The 16,650-nt window shown below is 71.0% G+C and carries 14 protein-coding genes; 10 read left to right on the top strand and 4 right to left on the bottom strand.

Annotation, left to right across the window (positions count from 1 at the left end):
• Nucleotides 1-34 precede the first annotated feature (34 nt).
• Nucleotides 35-742 carry a DUF6215 domain-containing protein gene (locus G3I78_RS00335; RefSeq protein WP_164420666.1) on the top strand — a complete coding sequence of 236 codons (708 nt, stop codon included), beginning with the start codon at nucleotides 35-37 and terminating at the stop codon, nucleotides 740-742.
• A 4-nt stretch (nucleotides 743-746) separates the two neighbouring features.
• On the opposite strand, the gene G3I78_RS00340 is transcribed toward G3I78_RS00335, so the two are convergent.
• Entirely contained in the window at nucleotides 747-1,271 is a 525-nt protein-coding gene (locus G3I78_RS00340) for a TerD family protein (RefSeq protein WP_164420667.1), read from the bottom strand.
• Nucleotides 1,272-1,419: 148 nt separating this feature from the next.
• Between G3I78_RS00340 and G3I78_RS00345 the strand changes: the two genes are divergently transcribed.
• From G3I78_RS00345 to G3I78_RS00355, 3 genes are all read left to right on the top strand, one after another.
• Nucleotides 1,420-2,025, top strand: coding sequence for a YdbC family protein (locus G3I78_RS00345; protein ID WP_164420668.1), 606 nt, complete (start codon nucleotides 1,420-1,422; stop codon nucleotides 2,023-2,025).
• Nucleotides 2,026-2,143: 118 nt separating this feature from the next.
• Nucleotides 2,144-2,803: a histidine phosphatase family protein gene (locus G3I78_RS00350; protein WP_164420669.1), complete on the top strand. Its 660-nt coding sequence runs from the start codon at nucleotides 2,144-2,146 to the stop codon at nucleotides 2,801-2,803.
• 12 nt (nucleotides 2,804-2,815) lie between these two features.
• On the top strand, nucleotides 2,816-3,721 hold the full coding sequence (locus tag G3I78_RS00355) for an ADP-ribosylglycohydrolase family protein (protein ID WP_164420670.1): 906 nt from the start codon (nucleotides 2,816-2,818) through the stop codon (nucleotides 3,719-3,721).
• A gap of 369 nt (nucleotides 3,722-4,090) precedes the next feature.
• Here G3I78_RS00355 and G3I78_RS00360 read toward each other — a convergent pair whose 3' ends face one another.
• Nucleotides 4,091-5,638: an MFS transporter gene (locus G3I78_RS00360; protein WP_164420671.1), complete on the bottom strand. Its 1,548-nt coding sequence runs from the start codon at nucleotides 5,636-5,638 to the stop codon at nucleotides 4,091-4,093.
• A 187-nt stretch (nucleotides 5,639-5,825) separates the two neighbouring features.
• Here G3I78_RS00360 and G3I78_RS00365 point away from each other — a divergent pair, with 187 nt between their 5' ends.
• The 3 genes from G3I78_RS00365 (at nucleotide 5,826) to G3I78_RS00375 (ending at nucleotide 7,949) form a co-directional block, all read left to right on the top strand.
• Complete coding sequence (locus tag G3I78_RS00365; protein WP_164420672.1) at nucleotides 5,826-6,449, top strand: TetR/AcrR family transcriptional regulator; 624 nt, start codon at nucleotides 5,826-5,828, stop codon at nucleotides 6,447-6,449.
• Between the two features lie 82 nt (nucleotides 6,450-6,531).
• Nucleotides 6,532-7,233, top strand: a complete 702-nt coding sequence (locus G3I78_RS00370; RefSeq protein WP_164420673.1) for a ribonuclease HII — start codon at nucleotides 6,532-6,534, stop codon at nucleotides 7,231-7,233.
• A gap of 68 nt (nucleotides 7,234-7,301) precedes the next feature.
• Nucleotides 7,302-7,949, top strand: coding sequence for a hypothetical protein (locus G3I78_RS00375; protein WP_164420674.1), 648 nt, complete (start codon nucleotides 7,302-7,304; stop codon nucleotides 7,947-7,949).
• Nucleotides 7,950-8,195: 246 nt separating this feature from the next.
• Here the strand turns inward: G3I78_RS00375 and G3I78_RS00380 are convergent, their stop codons facing one another.
• Both G3I78_RS00380 and G3I78_RS00385 read right to left on the bottom strand, forming a co-directional pair.
• Nucleotides 8,196-8,828, bottom strand: a complete 633-nt coding sequence (locus G3I78_RS00380; protein ID WP_164420675.1) for a hypothetical protein — start codon at nucleotides 8,826-8,828, stop codon at nucleotides 8,196-8,198.
• 317 nt (nucleotides 8,829-9,145) lie between these two features.
• Nucleotides 9,146-11,317 (bottom strand): RecQ family ATP-dependent DNA helicase, encoded by a 2,172-nt coding sequence (locus G3I78_RS00385; RefSeq protein WP_164420676.1) that lies wholly within the window; start codon nucleotides 11,315-11,317, stop codon nucleotides 9,146-9,148.
• A gap of 142 nt (nucleotides 11,318-11,459) precedes the next feature.
• Here G3I78_RS00385 and G3I78_RS00390 point away from each other — a divergent pair, with 142 nt between their 5' ends.
• From G3I78_RS00390 to G3I78_RS00400, 3 genes are all read left to right on the top strand, one after another.
• Entirely contained in the window at nucleotides 11,460-13,037 is a 1,578-nt protein-coding gene (locus tag G3I78_RS00390; RefSeq protein ID WP_164420677.1) for a DUF4192 domain-containing protein, read from the top strand.
• 803 nt (nucleotides 13,038-13,840) lie between these two features.
• Nucleotides 13,841-15,751, top strand: a complete 1,911-nt coding sequence (locus tag G3I78_RS00395; protein ID WP_343243618.1) for a glycogen debranching N-terminal domain-containing protein — start codon at nucleotides 13,841-13,843, stop codon at nucleotides 15,749-15,751.
• A gap of 130 nt (nucleotides 15,752-15,881) precedes the next feature.
• Nucleotides 15,882-16,643: an NUDIX hydrolase gene (locus G3I78_RS00400; RefSeq protein ID WP_164420678.1), complete on the top strand. Its 762-nt coding sequence runs from the start codon at nucleotides 15,882-15,884 to the stop codon at nucleotides 16,641-16,643.
• The last annotated feature ends 7 nt before the right edge of the window (nucleotides 16,644-16,650 follow it).

The following is a 16,650-nucleotide window of genomic DNA, read 5'->3' on the forward strand; positions in this document are numbered from 1 at the left end:
CGGCGCGACCAGCAGGGTGGGGGACACGGGGAACATGGCGGAGCAGCAGATCGCCGATGCCGCACAGAGCGCGGCGCAGCCCGAGAAGGGCATGAACGAGTGGGGCCAGGCTGTCGCGGCTCTGGTGGTCGTCGGGGCCCTCGCCGCTCTTCTGTTGTCAGGGACCTTTCAGCAGAAGTCCGAAGACCCCGAGCCGGCGGCGTGTCACACCACGGACGGCACCCGGCCGTCGAAGCCCGTCTCCGGGGCGCAGTTGTGCACGGCGCTGAACCGGGCCGACCTGCCCACGCTGCTCGGCACACCCACCGAGTACGCGATGAACGCCAGCGGCAAGGAGAGCATGAGCTCCTGGGCCGACGGCACCAAGACCGTCACGCCCGAGGCGGAGATCCAGCTGGACACCTACTCCGTGAAGCTCTCGACGTCCGACGACGACATCCCGGTGGCCGAGATGGCCGGCTTCCTGGGGAGTTCCGCGCGGACCAGGACGATAGGCGGGCACCCGGCGGTCATCTACTCGGACCGGACCATCGCCCTCAACTTCAACCTCGGTGGCGGCAAGGTCGACACCGGCCCCGGTGGCATCGCCCGCAGTCTGCTGGTCGCCAAGGACACCAAGGACGGCGGCGGCTTCTACGAAGTCACCATATGGCGCCAGGACGATGTGGTGCCCGACGACCTCGCCCTGCTCAGGGTCGCCGAGACGGTGCTGCCGACGGTCCCCGGATGGACCGCCGGCTGACGCGTCAGGCCCGGCCCATGGTCCTGGTGAAGGTCGCAGGGTCGTCCTCGAAGCCGTCGATCCCGGGGTGGAAGTCCCAGGTGCCGGAGTCCTGGCGGACGAACTCCGCGACCTTCGCGGCCGTACCGCTCAGGACCCCGCCGAAGTCGTCCTCGGCCAGGACCGTGTAGCCCTCTCGGATGCGCAGTGCCGGATTGAGCACGCCGACGAAGGTGCGGTGCGCGGAGCGCTGCTGGATGACGGTGCCGACCACCACGCGCGCGTACCGGGCGTCCAGGCGCTCGAGTTCGAGCGTCATGACCTCGTCCCAGCCGAAGCCCTTGCCGTCCTTGCTGTCCCGGTTGAGGTAGATGGTGCCGTCGGGGGAGCGGCTGTCGAAGTGGACCACGTAGGCGGGATCGCCGTACGGATCGCTCTGCAGATAGGTCGCGGCGACGATGTCCAGGTCGGTGGCCGGCTGTCCCGCCGGACTCGGATCCCACTTGAGCGCGACCTCGACCTTGCGGATCCCCTTGTTGATGCCGCTCACCAGGCGTCCCCTTCCCCCTCTGTCCCCGGCCCGAACTGCCGGTCAGGCAAGACCGGTTGTCCATCCTGCCACGTGCGTCTGACACTCGCGGGCCGACTGTGCCCCCGAGCGTGACCGGCGCCACGCTCCGTGGCCTTACGATGGCGCGGTGCTGGTCAAGTGGATTCGCTGCACCGTGGTGGACCGCCGCGGCTTCGAGCGGGGGCAGCGAAAGTGGGCGGGGCTTCTGGGAGAGCCGGGGTTTCGGGGACAGGGCGGAGGCTGGAGCCGGGGGCGGCAGGGTGTGGCGCACATCTTCTCCTTCTGGGAGAGCCGTTCCTTCTACGACTCCTTCATGGCGCGTTCCCATGACCGGCTCGCGGCGGCCCAGTCAGGCACGTTCAAGGACATCCAGGTCAAGCTGTTCGACTACCGTTTCGACGTGAAGACCGGCTTCGAACCGCGCTTCACCGATGCCGACCTGGTGCGGTTCGCCCACTGCCGGGTCCACGAGGAGCGCGCCGAGCACTTCGCCCTGATGCAGGAGAAGGTCTGGAACCCGGCCATGGCGGGATCGCCCGGCATGATCCGCGGGCTGTTCGGGGAGGCTCCCGGGCACGAGTTCCTGGTGCTCTCCATGTGGCGGTCGGCTGCCGAGCACGGCAAGTACCGCGCCGAACGCGTGGAGCGGCTCGCCCTGCGCGCCCAGACGGAAGCCGATGTCGCGGCCCTCACGGGTGACATCGTCGATCTCGAACCAGCCTGGACAGTTTGAAATCCCAACCCGCAAAACGTGCCCTCATAGGGGCCGATGGTGCGGGAAATGTGTGACCTACGCCGTATGGAGCCCGTACGAGTGCTCGATACGCCCTCACCCGATCTAGGGTCTTGGCATGGCACGACCACGGCGAATCGTCCTTGTCCGGCACGGGGAGTCAACGGGCAATGTTGATGACACCGTGTATGAACGCGAGCCCGACCACGCTCTGGCCCTGACGGAACGGGGCTGGCAGCAGGCGGAGGAGACAGGAAAACGGCTGCGAGAGGTGCTCGGCAGTGAACCCGTCAGCGTGTACGTCTCTCCGTACCGCCGCACGCACGAGACACTGCGCGCCTTCCATCTGGACCCCGATCTCATACGAGTGCGCGAGGAACCCCGGCTGCGCGAGCAGGACTGGGGGAACTGGCAGGACCGCGACGACGTAAGGCTTCAGAAGGCCTATCGGGACGCCTACGGGCACTTCTTCTACCGGTTCGCCCAGGGCGAGTCCGGAGCCGACGTGTACGACCGGGTCGGCGGATTCCTGGAGAGCCTGTTCCGCAGCTTCGAGGCGCCCGACCATCCGCCCAACGTCCTGATCGTCACCCACGGCCTGGCCATGCGGCTGTTCTGCATGCGCTGGTTCCACTGGACGGTTGCGGAGTTCGAGTCGCTGTCGAACCCGGGGAACGCGGAAATGCGGATGCTCGTTCTCGGGGACGACGACAAGTACGCGCTCGACCGGCCCTTCGAACGCTGGCGAGATCCGGAACCGTACGGGATCACCGATTAGAGTGGCAGACCGATGACCGCTGACTCCTCACCCGAAAGACGCCTGGAGCGCGCTCTGGCCAGTCTGCGCGGCCTGGCCGTGGGAGACGCGCTGGGCTCGCAGTTCTTCGTTCCGGTGAACTACCCGCTGCTGAAGAACCGTGAGCTGCCGGCCGGCCTCTGGCAGTGGACGGACGACACCGAGATGGCCTGCTCCGTGGTGGCCGTCCTGGCCGCCCACCACCGCATCGACCAGGACGCCCTGGCGCACTCCTTCGCCCAGCACCACGACTTCGACCGTGGCTACGGCCCCGCCGTCAACCGGCTGCTGCGGCTGGTCCGGGAGGGCGGCGACTGGCGTGAGCTCGCCGCGGCCCTCTTCAACGGGCAGGGTTCCTGGGGCAACGGCGCGGCGATGCGGATCCCGCCCCTCGGGGCCTTCTACGCGGACGATCCGGAGCAGGCGACCCACCAGGCGGAGATCTCGGCGTATCCCACGCATCAGCACCGGGAGGCCGTCGTCGGCGCCATGGCCGTCGCCGCGGCTGCCGCGCTGGCGGCCGCTCCCGGCGGGCCTCCCAGCCCCGGCGCGCTTCTCGACGGCGTCATCGCGCTCGTCCCGAAGAGTGCCGTCGGCGCGGGGCTGCGGCGGGCGCGGGACATGCTCGACTACAAGGACGCCTCCACCGTCGCGGCCGTGCTCGGCTGCGGACGCCGGACGACGGCCCACGACACCGTGCCGTTCGCGCTCTGGTCGGCGGCCCGGTCCCTCGGCGACTACGAAACGGCCTTCTGGACGACCGCGCAGGTCGGCGGGGACGTGGACACGACCTGCGCCATCGTGGGTGGTGTGATCGCCGGCGGGAAGGCGGGGACGCCGTCTGTCGAGTGGGTCGAGCGGACCGAGGGCTTTCCTGAGTGGTTGCGGGTGTCGGGGTAGGAGCGCGGCGCTCGGGATCTGCGGTTGGAACTTCTCGGGGCCGGGCCGGGGCCGGGGGCTCGGGCTTGAGGCTTCAGGCTCGGCGCTCGGTGTCTGCGGCCGCATCGCCGAAACTCTCCGTGCATGTCGGGAACTCTGCGTGACCGTGCGCTCGTTGTCGTGGCAGTTGCTGTGCGACCGGTGTGAACCGGTGGGCCCGGTGCGCGCAGGAGTCACGGGAGAGGTGCAGGGGGTGGGGTTGTGGGCTTGTTGTCGGTGGTTGCCGTGTTGTTGTCGGCTCTCGTCGGGCGGATGGCCGGACCGTGGTCCTCGCCGTCGGTCCCCTGGACCCGGCCTGGCCGTCCGCGGCTTGTCGTGAGCCCGGATCGGTCAGCCGATACCCGGACCGGCCGTGCCGGCGAGCGCCTCCAGGTCGCTCTTGCGGACCTTGATCACCAACCAGGCGCTGATCAGCGCGAGTACGGCGATCGCGGCAGCCGCGACGAAGCCCGCAGAGATGCCTTGGGCGAGCACTTCGTGACCCCACGGGGCGGGCAGCTGGTGCGTCTTGGCGAACTCCGCCTTCTGCTCCGCCGATCCGTCGGCCATGAAGTTCGGGAGCTGCTTCTCCGCCTCGTCCTTGCTGGCCGACCCGAACACCGTCGTCAGAATGGACAGACCGAGCGAACCACCCACCTGCTGCGTGGTGTTGAGCAGTCCGGAGGCAGCGCCCGCCTCGTGCTGGGCGACACCGGAGACGGCCGTGATCGTCAGCGTCACGAAGTTCAGGCCCATGCCGAAGCCGAAGATCAGCATGGGGCCGAGGACTCCGCCTGCGTAGGAGCTGTCGGAGCTGATGAGGGCCTGCCAGGCGAGTCCGGCGACCGCGAGCGCCGAACCCGTGAGCATGAACGGCTTGGGACCGAACACCGGCAGGAACCGCTGCGACAGGCCCGCGCCCAGCGCGATCACGACGGTCACGGGCAGGAAGGCGAGGCCGGCCTCGATCGGGGTGTAGTCCAGCACGTTCTGGACGAAGAGCACGATGTAGAAGAACATCCCGAACATCGCGGCGGCGAGGCTCAGCATGATCACGTACGTGCCCGAGCGGTTGCGGTCGGCGAACATCCGCAGTGGCGTGATGGGTTCCTTGGCGCGCGACTCGATGAACGCGAAGGCCAGCAGGAGCACCACCGCGACACCGAAGGACCCGATGGTCAGGCCGTCCCGCCAGCCCTGGTCCGCGGCGCGGATGAAGCCGTACACGAGCAGGGCCATGCCTCCTGTGGAGGTCAGGGCGCCCGCTATGTCGAAGCGGCCGGTGTGCCGCTCGGACTCACTGATGTACAGCGGGGTGAGCACAGCGATCAGGACACCGATCGGCACGTTGACGAACAGCACCCAGCGCCAGTCGAGCCACTCGGTGAGCATGCCTCCGGCGAGCAGGCCGATGGCACCACCGCCCGCGGAGACGGCGGCGAAGACACCGAAGGCCCGGTTCCGCTCGGGGCCTTCGGGGAACGTGGTGGTGATCAGCGCCAGCGAGGTGGGCGACGCGATCGCGCCACCCATGCCCTGAAGGACGCGTGCGGCCAGCAGTTGCCAGGGTTCCTGGGCGAGGCCGCCGAGCAGCGAGGCGAAGGTGAAGAGCAGGATGCCGGTCATGAAGACCCGGCGGCGTCCCAGGATGTCGCCTGCCCGGCCGCCGAGAAGCAGCAGGCCACCGAAGGTGAGCGTGTAGGCGCTGACGACCCACGTGAGGTCGGTGGTGCTGAACTTGAGAGCGTCTTGAATGTGCGGCAGCGCGATGTTCACAATCGTCGCGTCGAGTACCACCATGAGTTGGCAGGCCGCGATGACGGTGAGCGCGATGCCGGGGCGTCCTTCCCGGCGGGCCGCACCCGGTTTCTGGTTCTGGATCAACTGAGAGGTTGTCACTATGGGTCCCCCACAAGCGCTTTAGTGAACGGTGGCGTTCACTGCCGCGTCAACGGTAGTGAGTCCCCACTAGTGAACGCAAGCGTTCACTTGGCTTTGTTGCCGCACGGCGTATCCCCCTGTGTCGCTGTGCGGTGCGTTCCCCCTCCCCGGAATCCCCGCTTCCTTGTTCGCTGGAGACATTCAGATGGTTACCTCGCACTGGACGGCCGCCCCTGCCCAGTCGGCCGCCCTTCGCAGGCGTGGCGCCGTGCTGGAGCGCGCGATCCTCGACGCCGCGCTGGAGCAGCTCAGCACGGTCGGCTGGAACGGCCTCACGATGGAAGGCGTCGCCGCCGGAGCCCAGACCGGCAAGGCCGCGGTCTATCGCCGCTGGCCGTCCAAGGAGGACCTCGTCGCTGAGGCCCTGCGGGCCGGGCTGCCGCGCTTTGATGAGGCGCCCGACCTCGGCGACGTGCGCGAGGATCTGCTCGAACTGTGCAGGCAGGCGCGCGAGGCGATGTTCTCGCGCCCCGGGTTCGCGCTGCGTGCGGTGATTCACGAATGCGACCAGGCGCAGGCGGAGCGCTTCCATGCGGTGATCTTCAAGGGGGTCGTGGAGCCGAGCGTCGAGCTGCTTCGCGAGATCATCACCCGCGGAATAGAGCGGGGCGAGGTGCGCCCGGACGCGGCGAACGACTATGTCTTCGATGCCATCCCGGCCATGATGATGTACCGCTCCAAGATGCGCGGTAGCGAATGGAGCGACGAGGACGTGGAGGGGATGATCGACCATTTCGTGATGCCGCTGCTGCGGACGAACGGCCCCTGAACGGAGTTCGTGGCGGTCGTGGCGCCGTCCGGGGAAACCGGGGTGTCGCAGGGTGATCCGGGCGGCGTACGCTAAGGACGCCATGCCGTACGAACCACCTACTCACACCGTCGAGCGCTCCCTCCGCGCCACGACCGGAGCGAAGATCATTGCCGGTGTCGACGAGGTCGGGCGCGGTGCCTGGGCCGGTCCCGTCACCGTGTGTGCCGCGATCACCGGACTGCGTCGACCGCCCCAAGGCCTCACCGACTCCAAGCTGCTGAGCGTCAAGCGCCGTAACGAACTGGACGAGGAACTGCGCAAGTGGGTCACGTCGTTCGCCCTGGGGCATGCCTCCCCGGAGGAGATCGACGACCTGGGGATGACGGCGGCTCTGCGGACCGCCGCCGTGCGTGCCCTGGACGCTCTGCCGGTCCGTCCCGACGCCGTGATCCTCGACGGGAAGCACGACTATCTCGGGACGCCCTGGAAGGTCAGGACCGTCATCAAGGGCGACCAGTCCTGTGTGGCCGTCGCGGCGGCCTCGGTGATCGCCAAGGTTCAGCGCGACAAAATGATGGCCGAACTGGGTATCGACCATGCAGACTTCGATTTTGCGGCCAATGCCGGGTATCCCTCGCCGGTGCACAAGGCCGCGCTGGAGGTACGGGGCCCCACTCCGTACCACCGGTTGTCGTGGGCGTATCTTGATGCGCTGCCCCAGTGGCGGCACCTCAAGAAGGCTCGCAGCTGGGTGGAGGGAAGCGTTCCGAAGATCGAGGGCCAGCTGGGCTTCGATTTCTGACGGTTCCGCTCGCACTGATGTGCCACCCGCTCACGCGAGTCGCACCAACGTTTGATAAATATCAGCTCATGCCTCTCATTCCCGAGGAGCCTCAGATTCACGAGAGTGCCCAGGGTCCCCGCGCCACTCCGGCCAGCGGCCGCGTCGCGCCGACCCCCCGTCCCGTACCCGGTCCACGCCCTGCGGCTCCGCCGCGCCCCGGTCGTCCCGGCCCGTCGCGGCCCGCGCCGCCGGTGCAACGGACGCCGCACGACGTGGCCGTGGCCAAGCCCGGACTGCCGGGCCCCACTGCCCCCGCCGCCTCTGTTCCGGCTCCGGCTTCGGTGACCCCGCAGGTCCAGCTCATCCCGGCTTCGGCCGCGGGTGCGCTCGACGCTGCCGAGGAAGCCGTAGACCTTCTGCTGGACTCGGGTCGCGCCCCCGGTGACGTGCTGGTGATCACCACCGGCGATCAACACCCGTGGGCCGCCCACGAACTGTCCTTCGGTGAAGCCGCCTACTGGGCTCAGCACGACGCCGGTGACGACGTGTTCTACGCACACGCCGACACGGTTGCGCGCGCCAAGTCCCGTCCCGTGGTCGTGGTCGCCGTCAACGGTGGTGCCGACTCCGCTCCCGCGGACGCCCTGCCGCTGGCCCATGCCCGAGCCGGCGCCCTGCTGATCGTCTGCGGTGACCCGCAGCAGATCAACTCGGTACTGGGCGCAGGCGTCTGAGCCGGCCCAGGTACGTCCGGAGGGCCACCGGGGGCTGACGAAGGTGCCGCTCGCGCGGCACCTGTACGGCGCGTTGTTTGGCATGCCCGCGTCGGAGCGTGGAGACCGGTGCTCGGTTCAACACGGGCCACCGGGCCGCGCCGGTTTCGGGGACTCATCCGTGCGCGGAGAGTCCCAGGCGTGCCGTACGACTTCGCCGCCGTACGTCGGGGACGTACGGCCTGAAGACGGTCGTCGGTGACGGCCTCAGCGGGCCGCCGCGCGGCGCAGGACCTCCGAGGCGGCGCCACCGGTGCGCGGCAGCAAGGGTGGTGACTCGGACGTCGCGAAGGGCTCCGGCGCGGAGTCCGCGTTCGGGCGGCGTCCGCCGCGTCCCTCGCCGAGGACCTGCCAGCCGTCCCGGGTCAGCGTGATGTACGCGCCGCAGCGCAGCCCGTGCAGGGTGCAGGCGTCACGCAGGCCCCACATCCAGGCTCCGTCCTCCTCCGTCCAACGCGCGTCGCCCTCACGGCAGTAGAGCAGCACAGCGGTGCGCACGGGGGTACGGCGCCGCAGATCGTGCGGGATCACCCGGCGCAGCTGGGCGAGCAGCGTGTTCCGGAACATCCAGCCGTCCGCCGGGGCCGGACGGCGCGTGAACGAGGCGCTCGCCCGCAGCCGTTCGTCCGGGTCGAGGACCGCCACGATCGCGGTCGCCGGCTTGGGCCGGTGCCGGGAGTGCAGCCCGCTGACGACCTCGCGCGGATTGCGCAGCAGCGGGATTCCGGCCTCGGCCCACTCCGCGGGTTCGAGCAGACGGGCCAGAGGGTTGGCGGATGCGGCGGACAGGTCGGCTGACGACATGGACGCCGCGGAGGACGGAGCGAGTCCGAAGGTCACGGTCCTCCCTTCGGCTACGCGCCCATACGGCGGGCGGGGTCGGATTCGGGGGAGCGCGCACCGCAGCAGAGCCCTACCGGTCCACGGGCGAGCCGTGCGGGGAGCGGACCTCAATTCTTCCTGTCGAACTTGGTTGCGGCAACGAGCAATTGGGGCCACCGACCCGAATCAGATGGTTCGTGGCTTATATCCCTACCCAGTGTTTTACCGGGCGACGCCTGGGGGCGCCGAGTCCGGCTCCTGGAGGCCCGGATCGGCACGCGCACGTGGACCGTAGCGACGCACGCGGGGACCCTCGTGCCGTGCCCGGTGCCTGCTCAGCCCCGCACCGCCAGTACCAGAGGCAACACCCCCCGGGCACCGGAGCGCAACAGCAGCCGGGCCGCGACCGCGAGTGTCCAGCCGGTCTCGGTCATGTCATCGACGAGGAGCACGGGACCGTCGGCCGCCTCCAACGCCTCCTTCAGGGACGGCGGAACGATCAGTGCTCCGTGCAGGGCGCGCAGGCGCTGGGCGCTGTTGGAGCGGGGCAGGGAGACTCCGCCGGAGTCGTCCGTGTACGCGAGGGATCCCAGGAACGGGATGCGTCCCACGGTGGAGATGCGGGTGCCGAGGGAGTGCACCAACTGGGGCCGGCTGCGCGAGGGCACGGTGACCACTCCGACGGGGCGGGCCGGTGCGTCAGGTGCCCCCGATGCCCAGCCGTCGGGTGCCTTGGCCCAGTCGGCCAGTACGGTCACGGCGGCGTTCGCCACGTCGTCAGGGACCGGGGCGTCCGGAGTCTGAGGTGCGAGCAGCGGGCGGAGCCGGTTGCCCCAGCCGATGTCCGAGAGCCGCCCGAGGGCCCGGCCGGCCGTGGCCTGCTCGGAGGGCGGGATGCGGCCCTTGAGGTCGACACCGATGGCCGGAAGACCGGTGGGCCACATCTGGCGGGGCTCCACCACGACACCGGCGCGGGCGAGCGAGCCGCCTGCCGTGTCCAGGGCGGCGGGGGAGATGTCCGCGGTGAAGCGAGGACCGGCGCAGTTGTCGCAACGGCCGCAGGGCGCCGCCTGCTCGTCGTCGAGCTGGCGCCGCAGGAACTCCATGCGGCAGCCCGTGGTGGTGGCGTAGTCGCGCATGGCCTGCTGCTCGTCGGTGCGCTGCTTGGCCACCCAGGCGTAGCGCTCGGTGTCGTACGTCCACGGCGTACCGGTGGCGATCCAGCCGCCCTTGACCCGGTGGACCGCGCCGTCCACGTCGAGCACCTTCAGCATGATCTCCAGGCGGGTGCGGTTCAGCTCCACCAGCGGTTCGAGCGCGGGCAGCGACAGCGGCCGGTCCGCCTGGGCGAGGGTGTCGAGGGTGCGTCGTACGGCCTCCTCGGAGGGGAAGGCGACCGAGGCGAAGTAGGCCCAGATCGCCTCGTCCTCGCGGCCGGGCAGGAGCAGCACCTCGGCGTGCTCGACTCCTCGCCCGGCGCGACCCACCTGCTGGTAGTAGGCGATGGGGGAGGAGGGCGATCCGACGTGGACGACGAAACCGAGGTCGGGCTTGTCGAACCCCATGCCGAGTGCGGAGGTGGCCACCAGCGCCTTGACCTTGTTCGCGAGGAGGGCCTCCTCGGCCTGCTGGCGTTCGGCGTTCTCCGTCCGGCCGGTGTACGAGGCGACGGTGTGCCCGCACTGGCGCAGGAACGCGGTGATCTCCTCGGCGGCCGCGACGGTGAGGGTGTAGATGATTCCGGAGCCCGGCAGGTCGTCGAGGTGATCAGCGAGCCAGGCCAGGCGGTGGGCCGCGTCGGGCAGTTGGAGCACGCCCAGGCTGAGGCTCTCGCGGTCGAGCGGGCCGCGCAGGACCAGCGCGTCCGAGCCGCTGCCGGTGCCCAGTTGCTCGGCCACGTCCGCGGTCACACGCGCGTTGGCGGTGGCTGTGGTGGCGAGCACCGGTACACCAGGCGGGAGATCGGTGAGCATGGTGCGCAGCCGGCGGTAGTCGGGGCGGAAGTCGTGGCCCCAGTCGGAGATGCAGTGCGCCTCGTCGACGACGAGGAGTCCGGTGGCGGCGGACAGTTCCGGCAGGACGTTGTCCCGGAAGTCCGGGTTGTTGAGCCGCTCCGGGCTCACGAGCAGCACGTCCACGGTGCCCTCGGCGACCTCGGACCGGATGGTCTCCCACTCCTCGGGATTGGAGGAGTTGATGGTCCGGGCGCGAATGCCGGCTCTGGCGGCGGCGTCCACCTGGTTGCGCATGAGCGCGAGCAGCGGGGAGACGATCACGGTCGGTCCCGCGCCGCTCTCGCGCAGCAGGGCCGTCGCCACGAAGTACACCGCGGACTTGCCCCAGCCCGTGCGCTGCACGACCAGGGCGCGGCGCTTGTCGGCGACCAGCGCCTCGATCGCCCGCCACTGGTCCTCGCGCAGTCGCGCCGCTCCGGTCTCGTCCCCGACGAGCCGGGCGAGGACCGTGTCGGCAGCCTCGCGCAACTCCGTCTTGCTCGTGTGCGTCATGGCTCCCATACAACAGGACGCCTCCGACAGCCGGACGTCATGGCGGTCGGCCTGTGGACGACGGAACGACGCTTGTCGTGGCCCTGATCGGACTTATCCACAGGCTCAAGCGGAATCTCAAGATCCGCGAGATCGTCTGCGCATGACGAACCACAGCGAAACGACCGGATCATCCGGAAACGGCAACAGCGGGAACAACGGCAACATCGGGAACAATGGCAACGGTGGGAACAGCGGCAGCCGTGACGGCGTCGGCTCGGGCATTGGTGACCGCGTCGGATACGACGCCCACGGCGCCGAACACCAGGTGACCCTGCGGACCCCCGGTGAACTGGCGGACGCCCTGCCGTACCTGCTCGGCTATCGCCCCGAGGACAGCATCGTCCTGGTCTCCCTGCACGACCGCGGCGGGCGTGGCAGGTTCGGCGGGCGGGCCCGGCTCGGCATTCCCACGAACACGGACGACTGGGCCGCCGTGGCCCGGCAGTTGGCCCAGGGACTCATCACCGGCAGTGAGCGCAGGGGCGCCCGGCCCGAGCAGATGGTCGCCTACCTCTGCCAGGAACCGGCGGCCGGTGAGACCGGAAAGCAGGTCACGCAGCGACTCGCCCCGCTGGCCGGGCTGCTGCGCACGGAATGCGGCCGGCTCGACGTCCCGGTGATCGAGGCGTTGTGCATCTCGGGCGGCCGCTATTGGTCGTACTGCTGCCCGAGCGAGGAGTGCTGCCCGGCGGAGGGGCTGCCGATGGGCCTGCCCGGCACTTCGGTACTCGCCGCCGCGGCCACCTACGCCGGGCTCCAGGTCCGCGGCACCCTGCGCGAGTTGCGGGCCAGGTTGCAGCCCTGGGAGACGGCGGCTGCGCTGGAACAGGAAGTCGCCCTGGACACCGCGGGCATGGGCCTCGTCCCCAGGATGCTCGACATGGAGAGCCGGGTGGACGTGGCCCAGGAGACCCTGCGGTTGGCCGGTCAGGTCATGACCCGGTTCACCGAAGCACCGCCCGTCGCGGGAACCCTTCAGGCGGACCTGAGGGACGACGAACTGCTTGGGCACGACGAAGCGGCGGCGCTCGTCCTCGGCCTCCAGGACCGCACGACCCGAGACCGCGCCGCCGAATGGATGGAGGCGGAGGAAGCCGGACCGGCTCTGCGACTGTGGCGCGCGCTGGCCCGCCGCTGCGTCGGCCCCTATGGCGAACACGCGGCGGCGCCGCTCACCCTCGCCGGGTGGGTCGCGTGGTCGGCGGGCGACGAGATCGAGGCCAGGGAAGCCTTGGCCATGGCCCTTGGCGCGGACCCCGGTTACCTCTTCGCCCGGCTCCTGCACCAGGCCTGCAACGAGGGCCTGGACCCGGAGTCGATCCGCCGCTGCCTGCGCGCGGAGCGCGTGGGACGTGAAGCACGCGCGCGGATGGAAGCGGGGCAGGCCGGCGACGAGAAGGAGACCCCGTCCGCCACCGATGAGACGCTGTCGGCACCCTCGACCGGCACTGCCTCCCGCCGACGTAGGCGGACGCGTGCTGGTGTGCGCACAGACGCCCTGCCTCGTCCCGCCGACGCGGAAGCACGCCCGTCCTGCTCGGAGGAATCCCGGCCCCGCGCGCGGGCGACCGGCAGTACGCGTCCCGGTGCCGTCCGCCGACGCGCCACGGGGAAGGGCGGCACACGCCGGGCCGAGGGCGCGCAGCCCGCGGGCGGTGCCGCCGAGGAGGAGGGATGAACGACTGTTGGAGCCGTGTCGCACGCGGGTGGTCCCGCCTGTGCCGTCGGGTGGCGGATCCGGACCGTCGGGTGGCGGATCCGGCCCGCCGCCATTCGGTCGGCTTCCGTGCCCGCGGGCGTGACCCCGAAGAGGCCCACCCCGTTCACCTGAGTGGCGGAACGCCTGACCGAGGCGGGCCGCCGCACCGCCCTAGTCCTTCAGGAGCCCCGCACCGGGCGCCGCACCCGCCCGAGGCGCGCAGAGCGCAGAGGAAGCGCCCCTTGCATCAGCCGACTCCGCCCGCCATGCGACAGCCGACTCCGCCCGCCACGCGTCAGCCGACTCCGCCCGCCACGCGTCAGCCGACTCCGCCCGCCACGCGTCAGCCGATGCCGACGGCCATCCGTCATCCGACTCCGCCTGCCGAGTGCCAGCCGACCCTCTCCGCCGGTGACGACGACCGTCCTGACCTGTCCGATCCAGCGCCGTCCTGGAGGGAGATCGCCGACTCGCCGCGCGCCATGGACACGGGCCCGTCCGAGCCGAGGTTCCCGAGCGGTACCCAGCGCATGGCGGCCACGGCGGAGCATCGTCGGCATCCGGCTCCCGAGCCCGGCCGGGAGGGCGGCGCTTCTTCGCCGTCACCGTGGGGTTCAGCGGAACACGGTCGGCGTCCGTCGACGTCGACCGAGCAGAACTGGACCGCGGCCCCAGCCACCGGCCGTACTCCCCGTCCGCCGTCGCCTTTCCCACCCGGCCAGCCACCCCCGGGCTCCCGGGGTTCCGTCGGCCTGCCTCCGGCGCACGCGGCCATCATCTGCGTGGCGCTTCCGGGGCTCGCGATCTCCACGGACCAAGGGCAGTTGACCGGCCAGGGGCTGGAGGGCTTCTACCGCGCGGGCCGACGTGTGCTCTCCCGCTGCCAGGTCCGAGTAGCCGGCCGGGAACCGATCGCGGTGCAGGCGCGGACTACCGGGGCGGATCGCGCGCGCTTCGTGGGCACTGTGCGCGTCTCGCCGGGAGCGGGCCCGGACCCGGACGTCGTCGTCGAACGCACACGCCAGGCGGACGGGACGGAACGCATCACGCTCCACAGCGCGGCCGCCCGCCCGCTGCGGCTGCCGGTGGAGGTGGCGCTCGGCACGGACCTGGCCGACCTGGGCGCGATCGCGTCGGGCCGCACGGGACCCGAGCTGCCGGCGAGCGTCCACGACTCGGGCCTGCGCTGGTCCTGCGCGACCAGTGGCGCCTCGGTCACGGCCGATCCGCCGCCCACCGACGCGCTGGCGTCGGCAGGTCTGTTGCGCTGGGAGTTCGAACTGGCCCCCGGTGGCACGGCCGGCCTGGAGTTGCGCTTCCGACTCGACGGCGCTGGTCCCGTCAGGGCTGTGGGACGCGCGGCGACCAGCCCCCTCGCGCCCGCACGTGCGACAGGAGACCACCCCGGGGTCCAGCTCCTCCTGGACACGAGCATTGCCGACCTCCAGTCCTTACTGCTGCGCGACCCCGCTCACCCGACCGACACCCACCTCGCGGCCGGAGCCCCTTGGCGCTGCGGCCTGGCCCCGGCCGAGGCGCTGGTCGCCGCCCGGATGACACTGCCCCTCGGTACCCGGCTCGCCGCCGGGACCCTCCGCACCCTCGCGCGCACCCAACTCCGAGGGCAGGCGAAACAGTCCGGCATTATTCCCGGGCCCCGCCGGGACGCGGGAGGTCATCTCCCGGCCGCCTGCACGGGCACCGAGTCCACCCTGCTCTTCCCCGCGCTGCTCGCCGAGGCCTTCCGCTGGGGGCTCTCGCGGCAGGAGACGGAGGAACTGCTCCCCACGGCAGAGCGTTGTCTCGGCTGGCTGCGGGCGACCGTGGGCGAGGCAATGTACCTACGCGACCCGCAGCCCGGCGGCCCGGTGCGCTGCGAGACACAGGCGCACGCCCATCGCGCCGCCCTCCTGGGCGCCGACCTCCTGGACACGTTCGACCGACCGGGCGGCGCCGAGCTGCGGCAATGGGCCGGAGAGCTGCGGACGGCCTTCCGCGAGGAGTTCTGGTTCGAGGACCGCGGAGGGGGCCGCCCGGCCGCTGCCCGCGCTCCCGACGGACGTCTCGTGCCGCACCTCGCGGCCACCGCCGTCCATCTGCTGGACACCGGCCTGCTCGGCGGAGGAGAGCAGGCACCGGGGCTGCTCGACCGAGTGCAGACCGAACAACTCGCCCGGCTGCTCGGAGGCCCGGCCATGGACTCCGGCTGGGGACTGCGCGGCTTGGGCGCCAAGGAAGTCGGCTACAACCCCTTCGGCCACCGCACCGGTGCCGTGCGCGTCCACGAGACGGCTGTCGCCGTCGCGGGACTGGCCGCCGCCGGGTACGAGAAGGAGGCCGATTCGCTCCTGCGCGGGCTGCTCGCCGCTGCCGAGACCTTCGGCCATCGGCTCCCCGAGATGTACGCGGGCGAGCAACGCACCGAGGGAAGCGCCCCGCTCCCCCATCCGGCCGCCTGTAGACCCGCGGCCACGGCGGCGGCCGCGGGGGTCCTGCTGCTGAGCACCCTCGTCGGCATCCGCCCGGACGCGCCCGCCGGAACGGTGACGCTGCGTCCCGTGCGCAGCGCGCCCCTCGGCGAGATCGGCCTGACAGGACTGAGGGTCGCCGGAGCGCCTTTCTCCGTGCGGGTCAGCAGACTCGGGCTCGCCATGGTCGAGGAGGCGGCCGAAGGACTGCAACTGGGAGCCTGACCTCGGACGACACCGCATCCGGCGAAGACCGCGGCCACGGCTCGGACCTGCTCGGGGCCGCCGTGGATCAGCGTGGGATGCGGCTGACGAAGGGAGTGTTTATCGTCAGGCAGACGACTATGATCGCCGCATGCCCTACGACCCGTCAGCCTTTCCGCCCTTCGCCGTCACCGTGGACCTGGTCGTACTGACCGTGCGTCGTCACTCCCTGTGCGCGCTCGCGGTGCGCAGGGGGGAGCCGCCGTTCCAGGGACGCTGGGCGCTTCCCGGCGGCTTCGTGCGGGCCGACGAGGATCTGGCGCAGGCGGCGGCCCGTGAGCTGGCAGAGGAGACCGGGCTGCGCGCGCACGACCCCGCCGTACCCGTCCAGGACAACGGGGCACATCTGGAACAGCTCGCGACCTACGGCGACCCCAAGCGCGATCCCCGGATGCGGGTGGTCAGCGTCGCGCACCTCGCTCTCGCCCCCGACCTGCCCGCTCCCCGAGCGGGCGGTGACGCCAGCAACGCGCGCTGGGCGCCGGTCGAGGAGCTGCTGCAGAAGGGCGGTTACGGTCGCGATGGCGAGGAGCCGGTTGCGCCGCTGGCCTTCGACCACGCGCAGATCCTGGCGGACGGTGTGGAGCGCGCCCGTTCGAAGATCGAGTACTCCTCCCTGGCCACCGCGTTCTGCCCGCCCGAGTTCACCGTCGGCGAGCTGCGCCGCGTCTACGAGGCGGTCTGGGGTGTGGCCCTCGACCCGCGCAACTTCCACCGCAAGGTGACGGGCACCCCGGGCTTCCTGGTCCCCACCGGAGGTACGACCACGCGTCAAGGAGGCCGCCCCGCCCAGCTCTTCCGGGCCGGAGGCGCCACGCTCCTCAACCCTCCGATGCTGCGCCCCGAGGTGTGACGACCCG

This window comes from Streptomyces sp. SID13726 (assembly GCF_010548375.1).
Lineage (GTDB): Bacteria > Actinomycetota > Actinomycetes > Streptomycetales > Streptomycetaceae > Streptomyces.